Origin of the sequence: Pontibacillus chungwhensis BH030062 (assembly GCF_000770675.1) — a bacterium.
Lineage (GTDB): Bacteria > Bacillota > Bacilli > Bacillales > BH030062 > Pontibacillus > Pontibacillus chungwhensis.
Genome location: NZ_AVBG01000002.1, coordinates 35,726 through 51,215, shown reverse-complemented (window position 1 = coordinate 51,215; position 15,490 = coordinate 35,726). Strand labels below are relative to the sequence as shown.

The 15,490-nt window shown below is 44.2% G+C and carries 17 protein-coding genes; 16 read left to right on the top strand and 1 reads right to left on the bottom strand.

The annotated features are described in order from the left end of the window. The first annotated feature begins 46 nt into the window (after nucleotides 1-46). From N780_RS03110 to N780_RS03040, 14 genes are all read left to right on the top strand, one after another. Nucleotides 47-448, top strand: coding sequence for a F0F1 ATP synthase subunit epsilon (locus N780_RS03110; RefSeq protein WP_036779969.1), 402 nt, complete (start codon nucleotides 47-49; stop codon nucleotides 446-448). 906 nt (nucleotides 449-1,354) lie between these two features. After that, nucleotides 1,355-1,585 carry a DUF1146 family protein gene (locus N780_RS03105; RefSeq protein WP_036779967.1) on the top strand — a complete coding sequence of 77 codons (231 nt, stop codon included), beginning with the start codon at nucleotides 1,355-1,357 and terminating at the stop codon, nucleotides 1,583-1,585. A 270-nt stretch (nucleotides 1,586-1,855) separates the two neighbouring features. Beyond that, nucleotides 1,856-2,443: a YwmB family TATA-box binding protein gene (locus tag N780_RS03100; protein WP_198135826.1), complete on the top strand. Its 588-nt coding sequence runs from the start codon at nucleotides 1,856-1,858 to the stop codon at nucleotides 2,441-2,443. Nucleotides 2,444-2,475: 32 nt separating this feature from the next. Further along, the gene (gene murA, locus N780_RS03095; protein WP_036779961.1) at nucleotides 2,476-3,792 is read left to right on the top strand and encodes a UDP-N-acetylglucosamine 1-carboxyvinyltransferase; all 1,317 of its coding nucleotides are present in this window, start codon (nucleotides 2,476-2,478) and stop codon (nucleotides 3,790-3,792) included. A gap of 314 nt (nucleotides 3,793-4,106) precedes the next feature. Continuing rightward, complete coding sequence (spoIID, locus tag N780_RS03090) at nucleotides 4,107-5,132, top strand: stage II sporulation protein D (RefSeq protein WP_084599297.1); 1,026 nt, start codon at nucleotides 4,107-4,109, stop codon at nucleotides 5,130-5,132. A 112-nt stretch (nucleotides 5,133-5,244) separates the two neighbouring features. Further along, nucleotides 5,245-6,180, top strand: coding sequence for a stage II sporulation protein SpoIIQ (gene spoIIQ / locus N780_RS03085; RefSeq protein WP_036779959.1), 936 nt, complete (start codon nucleotides 5,245-5,247; stop codon nucleotides 6,178-6,180). Between the two features lie 425 nt (nucleotides 6,181-6,605). Next, entirely contained in the window at nucleotides 6,606-7,634 is a 1,029-nt protein-coding gene (locus N780_RS03080) for an AimR family lysis-lysogeny pheromone receptor (protein ID WP_036779956.1), read from the top strand. A gap of 408 nt (nucleotides 7,635-8,042) precedes the next feature. Continuing rightward, nucleotides 8,043-8,324, top strand: a complete 282-nt coding sequence (spoIIID, locus tag N780_RS03075; RefSeq protein WP_036779954.1) for a sporulation transcriptional regulator SpoIIID — start codon at nucleotides 8,043-8,045, stop codon at nucleotides 8,322-8,324. Nucleotides 8,325-8,473: 149 nt separating this feature from the next. Then, nucleotides 8,474-9,475, top strand: a complete 1,002-nt coding sequence (locus N780_RS03070; RefSeq protein ID WP_036779952.1) for a rod shape-determining protein — start codon at nucleotides 8,474-8,476, stop codon at nucleotides 9,473-9,475. A 21-nt stretch (nucleotides 9,476-9,496) separates the two neighbouring features. Further along, entirely contained in the window at nucleotides 9,497-10,327 is an 831-nt protein-coding gene (locus tag N780_RS03065; RefSeq protein WP_036779951.1) for a flagellar hook-basal body protein, read from the top strand. A gap of 14 nt (nucleotides 10,328-10,341) precedes the next feature. After that, on the top strand, nucleotides 10,342-11,169 hold the full coding sequence (locus N780_RS03060) for a flagellar hook-basal body protein (RefSeq protein WP_036779949.1): 828 nt from the start codon (nucleotides 10,342-10,344) through the stop codon (nucleotides 11,167-11,169). 42 nt (nucleotides 11,170-11,211) lie between these two features. Then, nucleotides 11,212-11,541, top strand: coding sequence for a DNA-directed RNA polymerase subunit beta (locus N780_RS03055; RefSeq protein ID WP_036779948.1), 330 nt, complete (start codon nucleotides 11,212-11,214; stop codon nucleotides 11,539-11,541). A gap of 14 nt (nucleotides 11,542-11,555) precedes the next feature. After that, nucleotides 11,556-11,993, top strand: a complete 438-nt coding sequence (gene fabZ, locus N780_RS03050; protein ID WP_036779945.1) for a 3-hydroxyacyl-ACP dehydratase FabZ — start codon at nucleotides 11,556-11,558, stop codon at nucleotides 11,991-11,993. A gap of 603 nt (nucleotides 11,994-12,596) precedes the next feature. Then, nucleotides 12,597-12,896 carry a hypothetical protein gene (locus tag N780_RS03040; protein ID WP_052114858.1) on the top strand — a complete coding sequence of 100 codons (300 nt, stop codon included), beginning with the start codon at nucleotides 12,597-12,599 and terminating at the stop codon, nucleotides 12,894-12,896. A gap of 204 nt (nucleotides 12,897-13,100) precedes the next feature. On the opposite strand, the gene N780_RS03035 is transcribed toward N780_RS03040, so the two are convergent. Next, nucleotides 13,101-13,283: a YjfB family protein gene (locus tag N780_RS03035; RefSeq protein WP_036779943.1), complete on the bottom strand. Its 183-nt coding sequence runs from the start codon at nucleotides 13,281-13,283 to the stop codon at nucleotides 13,101-13,103. A gap of 190 nt (nucleotides 13,284-13,473) precedes the next feature. On the opposite strand from N780_RS03035, the gene N780_RS03030 reads away from it, so the two are divergent. Next, nucleotides 13,474-13,953 carry a competence protein ComK gene (locus N780_RS03030; protein ID WP_036779942.1) on the top strand — a complete coding sequence of 160 codons (480 nt, stop codon included), beginning with the start codon at nucleotides 13,474-13,476 and terminating at the stop codon, nucleotides 13,951-13,953. Nucleotides 13,954-14,596: 643 nt separating this feature from the next. After that, nucleotides 14,597-15,475, top strand: coding sequence for a TetR/AcrR family transcriptional regulator (locus N780_RS03025; protein WP_198135825.1), 879 nt, complete (start codon nucleotides 14,597-14,599; stop codon nucleotides 15,473-15,475). Nucleotides 15,476-15,490: the final 15 nt, after the last annotated feature.

The window sequence follows — 15,490 nt, the reverse complement described above, 5'->3', positions numbered from 1 at the left end:
GTTACCAACAAATGCCGCTTCATTCCAGCCCAAAGGGGGGGTAATCTTGAACACACTAACTGTGAGTGTTGTCACTCCTGATGGCCCGGTTTTAGAAGATTCATTTGAGATGGTAAGTTGTAAGGCGGAAAGTGGCGAGTTAGGGATTATGCCAGGGCACATACCACTAGTTGCACCATTAGCAATCAGTGCAGTACGCCTGAAAGGTAACAAATCCTCTGAGATGATTGCCGTAAGCGGAGGTTTTGTAGAGGTTCGTTCTGATAAGGTAACTATCCTTGCCCAATCAGCAGAAACTCCTTCTGACATTGACCCAGAACGTGCTCGCAAAGCGAAAGAACGTGCTGAACGCCGTAAAAACTCCAAACAAGATGACGTCGATCTAGTCCGAGCCGAGTTAGCACTAAAACGTGCCCTCAACCGATTAGATCTTATAGAAAAGTCTTAAGCTGACAAGATGTTAGCTTAAGACTTTTTTTGTGTTCCTTTAATCCTCAATAGGGAGGGTCCGTTGCCAGGTAGGGGCTAGGGCTTGCTGTGGGACAACTCGCTTTCCTGCGGGGGGCTGGTAAGCCTCCTCCTTCGCTGGCGCTCAGTCCGGGGTCTTACCTAGGCTCCTCACCCCGCGGGAGTCTGGTCGTCCCACAGCAAGCCCTGACGTTAATAAGGTGAACGGACCGCGTATTATAAGTGCTCTGAAGCCCACCATGCATGGCACATTTCCTTCTCTCTATTTGGCAAAGGTGATTCAATATAATCACTGGCATTCCGCAGCACCACACGACGTGGGGGCGCTCGATTTTGTGTATTGATGTGAGGGTCTTAGGGCTTTAATAGGGAGGCTTCAACTTTTGCAGCAAGCTGGTAATTTCCTGAACCACCTTTACCATTTAGGAAGTAACGGAAACGAGAGAGGTGTATGGAACCTTTATTGGCCTTTAGCTGCGGGGCCGTGTGTACATTATAGCCAGGGGTGTCTGGGGAACGGGGAGACTCCTGCGGGAGAAAGAGGTCGACGAGACCCCGCAGGGTGGTCTTCCCGAGGAGGCTCGACAGCTCGCCCGCGGAAAGCGAGTCGTTCCCCAGACACCCCAAGCACTCTAAAACGTAAAGGCCCCCACTCCCACTAAAGTGGTCAGAGCTTCATATAGAATAAATCCCATAAACTTCAAAATATTAACATAACACCCGATGGTAAAAAAAGGGAATTAACTTTTCTCTAGCCTAATAGGTTTAGTGGGCTTCAGAAAGAGGAATGGTATACCTAGTCGCGCCCCCGGATTGACAATTATCAGTGCGAATGTCACAGTTTAAATGACAAAGCATTGAATGGTCTTGAAAGGTGTGACGACAGATGGATTTAGTAGGATATCAATCGCTTACGAACATGATTTCCCATATTGTTTTTATTTTGATTACTTGGCGTCTCTTACAAGCAATTAACTTAGATGGCATAATCAAGAAGGGAAGGATATTCGAAGCGCGAGTGCTTCTTATGTTTCTTACGATTACGATTGGAACAGCTGTAAGTAACTTCTTCTTAGATTACTTGCAATGGTCTCAGAATTTAAAGTTTTTATTATAAGAAGAACTGCCACATGAGGCAGTTTTTCTCTCGAGAACTGTCGAAGGGTTTCAAGTATGTTTGCCCCCTCTCCTGTTGATACTGGGAATATGATTTTTTCCAGGGGGAGAGGTAGAAATGCTAAACAAAACGAAACCATTTTTTATTGTAATTTTATTGGCAGTTACACTGAACTCATACGTTTTTCAAATAAGTGCTGGGGGGAGACCCCAGTCGCCATTGCAACCACTTCATGATATATCCACATTCCTTTCTGAAGAAGGGCTTTCTATGACACAATGGGAAATTGTCATGAAGGAACGAATTCAGGAGAAAAACCTTCCTACGCTTATGAAGCAACTTAAAGAAACAGAACCTAATTTAACCATTTCAAAAGAAGAGACGGAAACTGCAAGAAAAATAGTCGCAAAGAACCATCAAAAAACAATGATTAAATCCGAAGAGTTTATAGTGATTGTATCTAAAGAGGCAGCCCCGTATGCGGAGATCATTTATAAAATGACCGGCCAAACATGGGACGAAGAAATAGAGCAATTTGTGACACGTCGACTAAATCAGACTAAAACTGCCTATTTTCAAGAAAATACCACAACTTTTACTTGTGTGAAAGCGGATAATAATGATAAAATGAATGGTGTTTTACTGCTTGAAAAATTTAGTACAAGACTAGAAATCAAGAAATTACAAACAATAACAGAACCAGGTTTTATTTCAGTAACCGGATTTACAAATGAATGGAATCAGGCGCTTCCTTACTCGGACAATGGGGCGATGAATGTTCAGTATGCCCTTCGGCAAGGAATGGGCGCAAAGACAACCCTCATATTTGGAACGCCGATAATAACGAGTGAATATTAATATAGAGAAAATGGACGCGGAGGGGAATGACCTTGGAAAAAATCATCGTCCGCGGTGGCAGCAAGTTAACAGGCACTGTAAAAGTTGAAGGTGCAAAGAATGCTGTTCTGCCTGTCATCGCAGCAGGTTTAATCGCTAGTGAAGGAAAAAGCATCTTAAAAGACGTACCCGCTCTTGCTGATGTTCATACAATTAGTGAAGTTTTACGATATATGAATGCTGACGTAAATGTAGAAAACAACACTGTTACAATTGATGCATCAAAAGAGCTGACAACAGAAGCGCCGTTTGAGTATGTTCGCAAGATGAGAGCTTCTGTCCTTGTATTAGGCCCATTATTAGCACGCTATGGGCATGCAAAAGTAGCACTACCAGGAGGGTGTGCAATTGGTTCTCGACCAATTGATCAGCACCTGAAAGGGTTCGAAGCTATGGGAGCGAAAGTAAATGTCGGAAACGGCTTCATTGAAGCGTATACCGAAGGCCGCCTACAAGGCGCTCGTATTTACTTTGATGTTCCTAGTGTTGGTGCAACGGAGAACGTGATGATGGCCGCTGCTTTAGCAGAAGGCAAAACCGTTCTTGAAAACTGCGCCAAAGAGCCAGAAATCGTTGATTTAGCTAACTACCTGAATAAGATGGGAGCAAAAGTCATCGGTGCAGGTACAGAAACGATCCGCATTACAGGTGTTGATAAGCTTGTAGGCGCGGAGCACAACATTATTCCTGACCGTATTGAAGCAGGAACATTTATGGTTGCTGCTGCGATTACGAAAGGTAACGTACTCGTAAAAGGTGCTGAACAAGAGCATCTAAGGTCCCTTGTGGCCAAAATGGAAGAAATGGGTGTCATTATCGAAGAGGAAGACGAAGGTCTGCGTGTTATTGGACCTGAGAAGTTAAAAGCCGTTGACCTTAAGACAATGCCGCATCCAGGCTTCCCGACAGATATGCAGTCACAAATGATGGCCCTTATGCTGCAAGCAGAAGGCACAAGTGTCATTACAGAAACTGTCTTTGAGAACCGTTTCATGCACGTAGAAGAATTCCGTCGCATGAACGCGAACCTGAAGATTGAAGGCCGTTCTGTTATTGTAGAAGGCCCTTCATCCCTGCAAGGTGCCGAAGTATCTGCTACAGATCTTCGCGCAGCCGCTGCTCTTATCGTAGCTGGTTTAGTAGCGGACGGTCACACACGCGTCACCGACTTGAAGCACTTAGACCGCGGCTATGTCGACTTTGAAGGCAAATTAGCAGCACTTGGTGCAGATGTTGAACGCATTGATGACGAAATTGATGAAGAAGAAGAGCATCCAGAAACTGACGTTAAATCATCGTTATCTTCTTAATTAGATATCAAGTCTTTAAGAGACTACCTCACATGTTGAGGTAGTCTTTTTTATTGTGCTTGGCTCTAAGGTATGGTTGGGTTGTCTCAGGGCTCTCAAATGCAATCTAGCTTTGCTGAATACAATTTGGCGTCCCTACACGCAAGGCGGCTGTCACTCCTCATGAACTTTTCAAACCGCTATTATCTCTTCTTCTTATTCAACTGTAGTTCAATTCATCACATAAATTTGTAGCTTTTTTTATAGGTGTTGTTCTACTAAAGGCAAAATCTGTATAGATTAGATAGTAGAGTAACTAGAAAAGGGGGCTTCTTATGAAGATGTGGAAGGGGCCGAGTTTTTTATTCATAAGTGTATTAATTCTTATGATCCTCGTACTCCCGACGTTAATTGTCTTACCATTTATCCAACATGAACCTATGGAAGTAGCCACAGACCAAACTGCGTCGACAGAAGTAGTAGACGAGTACAATTTGGAGGATAACCCGGCCTTCGTCGTATCGGTCCTTCGCAATCAAGCCAATCAAGTTGAAGAGGTACCGCTCGAATTGTATGTTTCGCGAGTAGTAGCCTCTGAAATGCCAGCAGACTTTGAACTTGAAGCATTGAAGGCACAAGCCCTGGCGGCACGAACGTATATTGTACGATACCTTGTGGAAGGCGGAGAGAAGCTGCAGGGCGGAGCGGACGTCACAGACACCGTCCAGCATCAAGTCTATAAGAATGATGCAGAACTGCGCCAAGTATGGGGAGGGGACTACGACTGGAAGATGTCTAAGATTCGTCAAGCCGTCGGAGAAACGACAGGCGAGATCTTAACATTTGAAGGGGATCCCATTTTTGCAGCATTCTTCTCAACTTCTAACGGGAAAACGGAAAACTCGGAAGATTACTGGCAAAATGAAATCCCTTATTTACGGAGTGTCGCAAGTCCGTGGGATGAAACATCGCCGAAGTATCTAGATCAGAAGGTGTTCTCAGAAGCGCAGATGGAGCAGCTGTTAGCCGTAACGATCGACCCTTCCAAGCCTGTCTTAGCAAACGTTGAGAAGACAGACAGTAATCGTATCTCAAAAGCAACGATTGGTGACAAAACCCTGACTGGCAGAGAGATTAGAGAATCACTTGACCTTCAATCCTCTGATTTCACTGTTGAACATAAAGACGGCCACTTCGTTTTTACGACGAAAGGCTATGGTCATGGTGTAGGCATGAGCCAATTTGGAGCGAACGGTATGGCGCAAGAAGGCAAGTCATATAAAGAGATTGTAACCCACTTTTATAAAGGCGTAGCCATAGAAGAAGTGGATTCTTATTTGCCTAAAATGGCATCCAAATAAAAAAAGCGTATAAGATTTTTAGTTTGTCGAAAAATAAGTTTAAAAAATTTTTTATGAAAAATGTATAGTTCTTCCTCTTTCTGATCAGAATGATTCCTGAGGTGATGATGAAATGAGAGAGGAAGAAAACAAAAACGTTTCAAAAAACAATTGGAAGCGTGTTTTCCGCAAAAAATGGTTTTTCCCAAGTGTTTATCTAGTTGCTGCAGCTTTGATTTTGACAGGTGTACTTGTTTTCCAAAGTATGAACACAGGTGTTGATAATGTACAACCTGAAGAAGGCCAACAAGAAGGTGGCATTGAGTACTCTTACGAGGATGACAATTCCGTACCAGTAATGGATCTGAAAGAGAACTTAAATATGCCGGTTCTAAATCAGGACCAAGCTGTCATCAAAACAAAGTTCTACGATCATGACAGCAGCAGCGAAGAGAAAGAACAGGCCATCATTCAATTCAACAACAAATTTTACCAAAGCAACGGAATTGACATTGCAAGAGAAGATGGCGAATCTTTTGATGTAGTAGCTTCTGCAACTGGAACTGTAACGGAAGTAAAAGAAGATGCGCTATATGGCAAATACATCGAAATCACTCACGAAGATGACATTAAAACGCGTTACATGAGTCTTGGTGATGTGCTTGTAGAAGTAGGAGCCAAAGTAAATCAAGACGATGTTATTGGAACATCTGGACGTAGTCTGGCAGGTCAGGCAAGTGGCTTACACGTACACTTTGAAGTACGTAATGGCGCCCAAGCTCTTAACCCAGAAGATTACTTCTTCCAACCACTAAGCAAACTTAAAGATAGCGACAAAACGGACGCTGATGCTGAAGCGGATCAAGAAGAAGGTTCTGAAGTTGAAGGCGGCGAAAGCCAAGAGCAAGGTGAGGACCTAGAACAAGTCGAAGACCCAGGTCAAACGGAAGACGGTTCTGAAGGTCAAGAGGATGGAGAATCCACTGACACTGAAGAAGACAAACAACCTGAAACAGAACAACCAAACCAAGACGACGAAGAATCCTCAATTTCTATGACAAACGCATAAAGAACACAAAAAACCACCATTCCATGGTGGTTTTTTTGCATTACCACACTAAAGGGTGCCAGGCACGCACTGATGCAGCAGCGTACTAAAGGGTGCCAGGCACGCGCTGATACAGCAGCGTACTAAAGGGTGCCAGACACGCGCTGATGCAACAGAGCACTAAAGGGTGCCAGACACGCGCTGATTCAACAGAGCACTAAAGGGTGCCAGACACGCATTGATGCAGCAGAGCGCTAAAGGGTGTCAGGCACGCTCTAGTGCAGCAGAGGGGTGAAGGTAACCTAAAAGCGGTGCTTGAAATGGAGGTTTTGTCGATTTAGTACTTGTTTTGTAGAAAGGGTATAAATTAAATTGAAAATTTGGTAATTTTAGTTTGACCTTGTTTGAGGGTGTCGCAATTTGTACAGAATGAAGGGGTGATATCAATGGCTGCTAAAGAGATGATCAACGGTTTGTCTTCACAAAATGTTTCCTTACATATGCTAAAGAATACGTTGTATAAGATTCATGGTAGAGATTCTGCACTACATATCCTTAAAGAAATCTGTTTGGAACGAAAAACTCCCGAAGCTCGCCAGCATGGGATGGAATTTTTGTTCGTTAACGACCTGATTACTGAGCTGAAATGGTTAATCCAAGAAAATAAGCATTCTACGGATATCATGGATCAATCATGGGGGCAGTTGTATGATGTTTACCTCAATTATAAATTACAGAACACAAGCGTTTCCGAAGCTTTTGACCAATTAAAGTCTGTTGTGTTGGTAACGGGGGAACAAGAGTGTTATGTAGATTTAATTCAATCGATCCTTTATTTTGATTCTCATCGTTTTAGTATGTTTGCTGTATACATAGATCGCTTTAAAGACAAATTGAGTGAATTAGAGCCTTCTCTTTTGAAAGATTATCTGGATGTACGTCATAAATATCTGTTATTCCGTTATCACTGGAGGAATAACGAGTTAATCATCGCTCGTAAATATGCCTTTAAAATTCTGCAAGAAGACCTTTCCCCGGCAAGAATAGGGAAGGTTCATTCATCCCTGTCTCTTACTTACCTCTTTGAAGGATATGACGCCGCATTTTATCACATTGCCGAAGCGCAAGCGGTTGCAGAAAAATATAATATTAGTGCACTCAAATTTGCATTAGAGAATAACAATATTCCATTCATATCAGCTGAAAATGGAAGGGTTGAAGGGATCTCTACACTAGATTCCTCAGAAATAGCTCATCTGGCCATCGCTCGAGGTGAGAAAGATAAAGCTATAAGTATTTTAGAACGTATTCAAGAGCCTACCCCTTTTCAGCTGTATTACCTGGGGCTTGCGAAAGAGGACAAGTCTATACTATTAGAATCATATTTTAGGTTTGTAAATGAACAGAGTCACTACTTCTTCGCAAGACTCCCACTCAGAGCAATGAGTGCTCTGAATATGGAGATTGTACAATAGCCCAACTCAGAAACCGAACATCGACGGTAACGCCGCCGATGTTCGGTTTCGTTATGTCTTTATGGCTTTAACGAGTGAAAGGGTGCCAGACACCCGTCATTGCATTACCGCACAAAAGCGTGTCTGACACCCTTTTATGCTTTAAAGGGGTGGTTTTAGGTGGTTTATGAAAGAAATGTGGCTAAAGTCCTTGTCCGTTGTGATGTTTTAAGCATAAAGGGTTTTTGTGAAACATATTCTGTTACAAACCGAGTTATAGAAAGGTTTGGGGTGAGAGTCTTTAGAGGTTTATCTTAATGGACATAGAAGAGCCTGCATCTTAGAAGCTGCATACTAAACATATACTTATAACCTAGTGCCTTGTCTCATTTCACACCTTTGACATCCAATCATCAGGAGGCGAGTGGTGTGCACGATTACATCAAAGAGCGAACAATCAAGATTGGGAAATATATCGTGGAGACGAAGAAAACCGTCCGAGTCATTGCGAAGGAATTTGGAGTGTCTAAGAGTACTGTACACAAAGATTTGACGGAGCGGTTGCCAGAGATTAATCCTGAATTAGCTAGCGAGGTAAAGGGGATTTTGGATTATCATAAAGCAATTCGTCACCTTCGTGGAGGGGAAGCGACGAAGAAGAAGTATAAAACGCAATCAAGTCAGGAAGAACCGGCAAATACGGCCGGATAAAAGTGTGGTCCTCCCAAAGTCCTATTTCTTTTGGTATGGAAACTTTTTTCTCTAATAATGACTAAAAATGTGGAAATTTGTGATAAAATATATCATTAGAAGAAATCTGTTTTCGGAAGTATCAGAAGAGCAGGGAGGATCAATATCTCATGTTTGCAAGAGATATCGGAATAGACTTGGGTACGGCAAACGTACTCATTCACGTAAAAGGTAAAGGTATCGTACTTAATGAACCATCCGTTGTAGCGATGGATCGCAACAGTGGCAGAGTGTTAGAAGTCGGGGATGAAGCCCGTCGTATGGTAGGGCGTACTCCTGGGAATATAGAAGCAATTCGCCCCTTGAAAGATGGGGTTATTGCTGATTTTGACGTAACAGAAGCAATGCTTAAGCACTTTATAAATAAGATTAACGTACGAGGGTTCTTGTCTAAGCCTCGTATGCTCATTTGCTGCCCGACAAACATAACGAAAGTTGAGCAAAAAGCCATCAAAGAAGCGGCTGAAAAGAGTGGCGGAAAGCGTGTTCTTCTTGAAGAAGAGCCTAAAGTCGCTGCAATTGGGGCCGGCATGGACATCTTCCAACCAAGCGGTAATATGGTAGTAGATATCGGCGGTGGGACCACGGATATCGCAGTTCTATCTATGGGCGACATTGTCACCGCCTCATCTATTAAAATGGCCGGAGATAAATTTGATCATGAGATCCTTCAATACATCAAGCGAAACTACAAGCTCCTCATTGGTGAACGTACAGCAGAAGATATCAAGGTGAATATCGCAACGGTCTTCTCTGGTTCACGTAAAGAACAGATCGACATTCGTGGCCGTGATATGGTTTCAGGTCTGCCACGCACGATTACAGTGTACTCAGAAGAAATCGAAGGAGCGCTGAAAGAATCGGTTACAGTCATCGTTCAATCAGCTAAACAAGTGCTAGAACGTACTCCTCCTGAACTATCTGCGGATATTATCGACCGTGGTGTTATTCTAACAGGCGGTGGAGCTTTACTTCACGGACTTGACCAACTGCTAGCTGAAGAACTTAAAGTTCCTGTTCTTGTGGCAGAAGAGCCAATGAACTGTGTAGCTAAAGGCACAGGAATTATGCTTGAGAACATCGATAAATTACCGAAAAACAACATTGTCTAAACCTAAAGGAGGACAAGGCTCGTGTTAAGAGGATTCTACTCAGCAGCTTCTGGCATGATCGCCCAGCAGCGTCAGCAAGAAGCGCTCTCCAATAATCTAGCCAACTCGACAACACCTGGATACAAGGCGGATCAGTCAACGATGCGTGCTTTCCCAGAACTATTAATGCAAAAGATGGGCAGCAAAGAGATCCCCACGCAATCTGGTGGTCTCAACCTCCCTATGAACCAGGATATCGGAAGTATGAACACTGGCGTTTACGTTCAAGAAGAGATTCCGAATTTTGCTCAGGGCGATATTAGAGAAACAGGAATCCTCTCCGACATGGCGCTTGTAAACGGGAACCTCCCGGATGAGACCGGGGCGCTATTCTTTACCGTGCAAGGTGCAGACGGTGAACAGCGCTACACTCGGAACGGGAATTTCACCGTGGATGGACAAGGCTTCCTGACTACTCAGTCGGGAAACTACGTGCTCGATTCTAACAGTAACAGAATCCAGACTGGCGGTATGGATTTCAATGTTACTGAAGATGGCGTGCTAGAAGCGGGTGGACAAGCTACACCACTCGGTATTACATATACGGAAGACATGAACCAAATGGTCAAAGATGGCGGCAACTTATTCCGATTTGAAGGAGAAGAGGGTCAGGTTGTTCAAAATGCACGAACAACAAATGGCGTTACCTTCTCTATTCAACAAAACTTCCTGGAGCGGTCCAACGTGGATACCTCTCAAACGATGGTGGAGATGATGAATTCTTACCGTCTATTCGAAACGAATCAGAAAGTACTGAAAGCCTATGACCAAAGCATGGACAAGGCTGTAAATGAAATTGCGAGAGTTCGTTAGGGGGATCTCAAGAAATGCTAAGATCGTCAATGCAAGCGGCTGTCACGATGGGGCAACTTCAGCAAAAGCTTGATTTAATCGGGAACAACTTAGCCAACATGGAAACACCAGGTTACAAAACAAGAAACTCCGAGTTTGCCTCCCTTCTCTATCAACAGATCGACAACATTGAAGACGAAGGTGAAAATCCGAATCGTTTAACACCCGATGGACTGCGCATGGGTTCAGGTGCTAAACTGGCTCATACGGATATTAATCTGTCGCAAGGTTCTATTAAAGAAACGGGCAGAGCGTTAGATGTAGCTCTACAAGATGAGAAGCATCTATTCCAAGTTGAAGTAACCGTTAACGGACAAGCGGAGACCCGTTATACTCGTGACGGTTCATTCGCATTCTCTCCAGTAAACGATGGAGAAGTCATGCTTGTGACGTCAAATGGGAATCCTGTTCTTGGTGAAGATGGACCCATTGTGATGGACGATACGTTTGATGAAATGACTATACGAAAAGACGGTTCCATTTTCCTAACTCAAAACGGTGAGCAAAATGAAGTGGGTCGTTTAGCGATTGTAAATGCAGAACGCCCCCGTTTATTAGAAGCCGCTGGTCAAAATGTGTTTCGGATCCCACAAGAGGGAATAGAAGATATAACAGTAGATGAAATCGTCGCAGCAGTCGCCCCTGAGAACATAAATACAAAACAGGGAGCACTTGAAACATCGAACGTAGACATGTCAAAGCAAATGACAGATATGCTTACGATGCAACGCGCTTATCAGTTTAACAGTCGTTCCATCGCCATGGGCGACCAAATGATGGGACTTGTGAACCAGTTACGTTAAACGCGTAGTAGCGCCAAACGAATGGATAAGGAGTCTGTAGGTATGCCAGAAAAGAAACAAACAGAGCCAACCAGTCGCGGTGAACGACGCGAACTAGAACAACAGAAGCAAGAGAAGAAGACGAAAAGCCAAGCCTCAAAAGAGACCGATAAAGTAAAAAAGCAGGACAAAGAGAAGAAGTCTAAAAAACGCTATCGTCGTCGTATCTTTCCAATCTGGTTGCGAATTATTGTCGTTCTGGTCATTAGTGCAGCTGCTCTAGTTGGTGGCGCAATGATTGGATACGGTGTAATAGGAGATGGAACTCCAACAAACGTCTTGAAACTTGAAACGTGGCAACATATTATAGATATCGTAACGAAAACTGAATAGGAGGCTTCCTATCTATGCTAGATATCGAACAAATTAAAGACATCATCCCGCACCGCTATCCTTTCCTTCTAGTTGATCAAATTACAGAACTAGAAGAAGGCAAGCGCGCCGTCGGGAAAAAGAACGTAACAGCCAATGAACCCTTCTTCCAAGGCCACTTCCCAAGCTATAACGTCATGCCAGGCGTTTTGATTGTAGAAGCCCTTGCTCAAGTAGGCGCAGTGGCAATGCTGAAAAAAGAAGAAAACCAAGGTCGCCTTGCTTTCTTCACAGGCATCGACAAATGCCGTTTCAAACGCCAAGTCCGCCCTGGAGACACGCTTGTGCTAGAAGTGGAAATCATCCGCGCTAAAGCAAGCATCGGCAAAGGAAAAGCCACAGCCAAAACCATCGAAGGTGAAACGGTGTGTGAAGCTGAAATCATGTTCGCCCTAGGCGATAAAGAAGACTAACCCCAAAACGCCCCAGAGTTTAAACTCTGGGGCGTTTTGTGCATCGCTGGGCCGTTACTCTTATTGAGTGGTTGGGGTGGCTGGGGAACGACTCGCTTTCCACGGGCGAGCTGTCGAGCCTCCTCACTCACTCCGTTCGCTCCGGGGTCTCGTCGCCCCCTTTCTCCCGTAGGAGTCTCCCCGTTCCCCAGCCACCCCTTGCAATGTTTTGTGCAAACGGCCGCCCAGTATAGGCTGGTGAGCATAAAGCTTCTTCCCCTTAGTTTATATGGCATGTTTCCGTTTCTTGTCCATATGGCAAAGGTGGTTCGGGAAATTGCGAGACTCCTGCGGCAATAGGAGCCTAGGGGAGACCCCGGAAAGCGCGTAGCGATTGAGGAGGCTCCCCAGCTCGCCGCGGAAAGCGAGTGATTTCCCGAACCACCTTACGCTCATCTAAAGCAGAGGGAAACATTCTCTCAACAAACTTAAAAATAAAACCCAAAAAGTGTAAAAATCGATGCATACTTTTCCAAAATACGCTCATTCTAACAAATAGTACAACGGACCTCCTATCAGATGCATGCTGACGAGGAGCGTCCACTATACTTAGGAGGAATGAACATGAAAAAGAGTTGGTTATTTAAATTAGGTGCTTCGGCGCTGGCGCTTTCGCTAATGGCGGCTTGTGGTGATACTGAAGAGGAAACGCCTGAAGAGGAACAGCAGCAACAAGAAGAACAACAGCAAGATGAAGAGCAAATGGAAGAAGAGAAGAACAAAGACGAAATGGAAAATGATGAAAACATGAATGAAGAAGAGAACCAAAACGAAGAAGAAAACATGGAAAAAGAAGATGAAAACATGCAGCAAGGTGATAAAGAAGGCGACACTAACAACACAGATGAAGATATGAACGAATAATAAAAAACCACTACCTCATAGGTAGTGGTTTTTCCGTTTGTAAACTCACCTTATTCAGTGAGGATACGTCAAGCTCCTGCGCCCAGCAACTAGTAGACTTCCCTCACCTCCGGTCGATCAGTCAACATCGACTCGCTTACGCTCGTCGTGTTTCCTTGATCTCTACTTAGGCTCAGTCCAGTCTATACGTTGCTAAACGGGCACCTACGCTTTTGTGTCAATAACGGCGCCGAGGGTTGGGTGTTCGGGCTCGCGAAGCGATTCCTCCATCATCTTCACTTCCTCAGAGCCTTTTGTCTCCATACGTGTTAACGCTCGGTCCATCAATGAAAGATTAGCCTGGCGCTTCACACCGTATGTACCAATGGCAGGACGCATCTCCCCCATGTCAGCAATCCCTCCCAATAAATGGTGTTTAAATTATATCAGATAAGTGCCAGAAACGACTGAAAAATGATTCCAAAATACTAGGTTTGTAAAATTTTTCTTAAATTGAACAAAAAATTCTAAAAATTAAAGCCTTATTCCGGTATAATATAATCACATAAATGTAAAAATATTCTATAAGGAGGAAGTAATGGGGGAAGAAATAAGAGAGGATTATATAATTAATGCGAATACAATGGGTGTCTTCTCTAATCTCCATCCAACGCGCCTATCTAAAATCCTTGAACCAAACCGTGTGATCTATTGTACAAAAACGCCTAAACAGATTATATCCGAGTCCTGTTTAACAGGCGGATCCACGTTTGTTGGAAGACAGTTAGCGATGGAGAAGATACTACAGACAAAAAGTAAGCTTCCGATACCTGTAAACCCGAGTGAAGGGACATTTATGTTTCCAACAATGTCCCCCAGAAATATGTACTGTGGCTGGATCTCGTTCTACCACGTTAAGCAATACGAAGAGAATAAAGGAGAAGGAGGGAGTAAGGTTGTCTTCACAGATGAGTCGATCATGGACATTGCCACATCAGGCTACTCCATCAAGCGCCAAATGCAACTAACCGGCCTCGCCATCGCCACCTTCTCCCGTCCCTTATATCTAAAATCCTAGAAAAGCCTGCACCTAGCAGGCTTTTCTTTTTTTGGCTGAATTGGTCCGTACCATAAAAGTGCTAGGGCAGGCTTGGGGACCACTCGCTTTCCTGCGGGGAGCTGGTAAGCCTCCTCCCTCGCTATCGCTCAGTCCGGGGTCTTACCTAGGCTCCTCATCCCGCGGGAGTCTCGCAGTCCCCAAGCCTGCCCTGGCGTTAAAGGGTGTACGGGCCGCGCATTATGAATGCCTTTAGGATCAACACACCAGATATGGCACGTTTCCGTTTCTCCCTATTTGGCAAAGGTGGTCCTGGAAATTGCGAGACTCCTGCGGGAGAAAGAGGTCGACGAGATCCCGCAGAGAGCGCAGCGAACGAGGAAGCTCGACAGCTCGCCCGCGGAAAGCGAGTGATTTCCAGGACCACCTTACACTCTATAAAAGCTAACGGAAACGTATCTCAATCTACAGCAAAAACGAATTCTCTCAAACATTCCCGCACATACTAAAAAAGACCATCACAAAGCGTGCTCGAACGGTGGAAGGTATTGTAAAACCACCCCGAATATAGTATAGTATCCATGGCGTGACTGACCAGTCATGTCCAATCCTCTATCTTACCCCGACGCAGGATGGTATGCTAGAGGCAGAGAGGATGAAGCACATGAATGAAAAGAAACAACGCATCATTGAAACCGGAATGAAGCTATTCGCAACGAAGGGCTTTCATTCGACATCCATACAAGAAATCGCCGATCAAAGTGGGGTCTCAAAAGGAGCTTTTTACTTACACTTCTCATCAAAAGAAGACCTTACCTTACAAATTCACCACTATTACTATAACGATCTCGTAGAGCGGATTGCTGAGATGCGAAAGCTAGATCTCCCGCCTAAGGAATCGCTAGCCCGCCAGATTCAAGTGTACATTGAAGCATTTCAAGATAATAAAGAATTCATCATTATGCACATGCGAGACAACGTCGATATTAAGTCAGAAGCCAACAGTTTTATGATGGAAATGCGTAAGCAAACGTTCAGGTGGAGCAATGAAAACCTTCTTAATATTTATGGCGATGCCCTTTTGCCTAAGATTGTAGACGCATCGATTCTGTTAGAAGGCATGATGCAGAGTTACTTCAAATGGCTCGTTATCGACAACTTGCCGCTAGATTCAGAGCGTTTGGCGCACTTCATCGTAAGACGCGTTGATGATGCTGTAAATGGCATGATGGAAGAAGAGGATGCTCCGCAAATTTCAAGAGATCAAGTGGAATCGATATCGATGGGGTTCAATACTCCTTCACAAGAACAAACGATCGAAGACCAGCTGAGCGACATGAAAGAAAAAGTAGCCGCCTTATCTCTACATAAAACACGCATCGACGAACTAATACACGCACTTGAAATCATAGAGACAGAAGTAAATAAACAGAAGCCTGAAAGAGTCGTAATCCAGGGCATGCTTGCCCACTTTAAAGACCTGCCGGAAATGGAGCAAGACTGCCAGGAGATCGCGGATCACCTGAACATTTCCTTATTGTAAGAGACAACAGAGGGG

Excerpts from the sequence above, each read along its gene's own strand:
- N780_RS03040 (WP_052114858.1), top strand. The coding sequence starts at position 12,597 with ATGAAAAAGAGTTGGTTATTTAAATTAGGTGCTTCGGCGCTGGCGCTT.
- spoIID (WP_084599297.1), top strand. The coding sequence starts at position 4,107 with ATGAAGATGTGGAAGGGGCCGAGTTTTTTATTCATAAGTGTATTAATT.
- N780_RS03055 (WP_036779948.1), top strand. The coding sequence starts at position 11,212 with ATGCCAGAAAAGAAACAAACAGAGCCAACCAGTCGCGGTGAACGACGC.
- N780_RS03030 (WP_036779942.1), top strand. The coding sequence starts at position 13,474 with ATGGGGGAAGAAATAAGAGAGGATTATATAATTAATGCGAATACAATG.
- N780_RS03035 (WP_036779943.1), bottom strand. The coding sequence starts at position 13,283 with ATGGGGGAGATGCGTCCTGCCATTGGTACATACGGTGTGAAGCGCCAG.
- N780_RS03105 (WP_036779967.1), top strand. The coding sequence starts at position 1,355 with ATGGATTTAGTAGGATATCAATCGCTTACGAACATGATTTCCCATATT.
- N780_RS03060 (WP_036779949.1), top strand. The coding sequence starts at position 10,342 with ATGCTAAGATCGTCAATGCAAGCGGCTGTCACGATGGGGCAACTTCAG.
- N780_RS03025 (WP_198135825.1), top strand. The coding sequence starts at position 14,597 with ATGAATGAAAAGAAACAACGCATCATTGAAACCGGAATGAAGCTATTC.
- spoIIQ (WP_036779959.1), top strand. The coding sequence starts at position 5,245 with ATGAGAGAGGAAGAAAACAAAAACGTTTCAAAAAACAATTGGAAGCGT.
- fabZ (WP_036779945.1), top strand. The coding sequence starts at position 11,556 with ATGCTAGATATCGAACAAATTAAAGACATCATCCCGCACCGCTATCCT.
- N780_RS03070 (WP_036779952.1), top strand. The coding sequence starts at position 8,474 with ATGTTTGCAAGAGATATCGGAATAGACTTGGGTACGGCAAACGTACTC.
- N780_RS03080 (WP_036779956.1), top strand. The coding sequence starts at position 6,606 with ATGGCTGCTAAAGAGATGATCAACGGTTTGTCTTCACAAAATGTTTCC.
- N780_RS03100 (WP_198135826.1), top strand. The coding sequence starts at position 1,856 with ATGACACAATGGGAAATTGTCATGAAGGAACGAATTCAGGAGAAAAAC.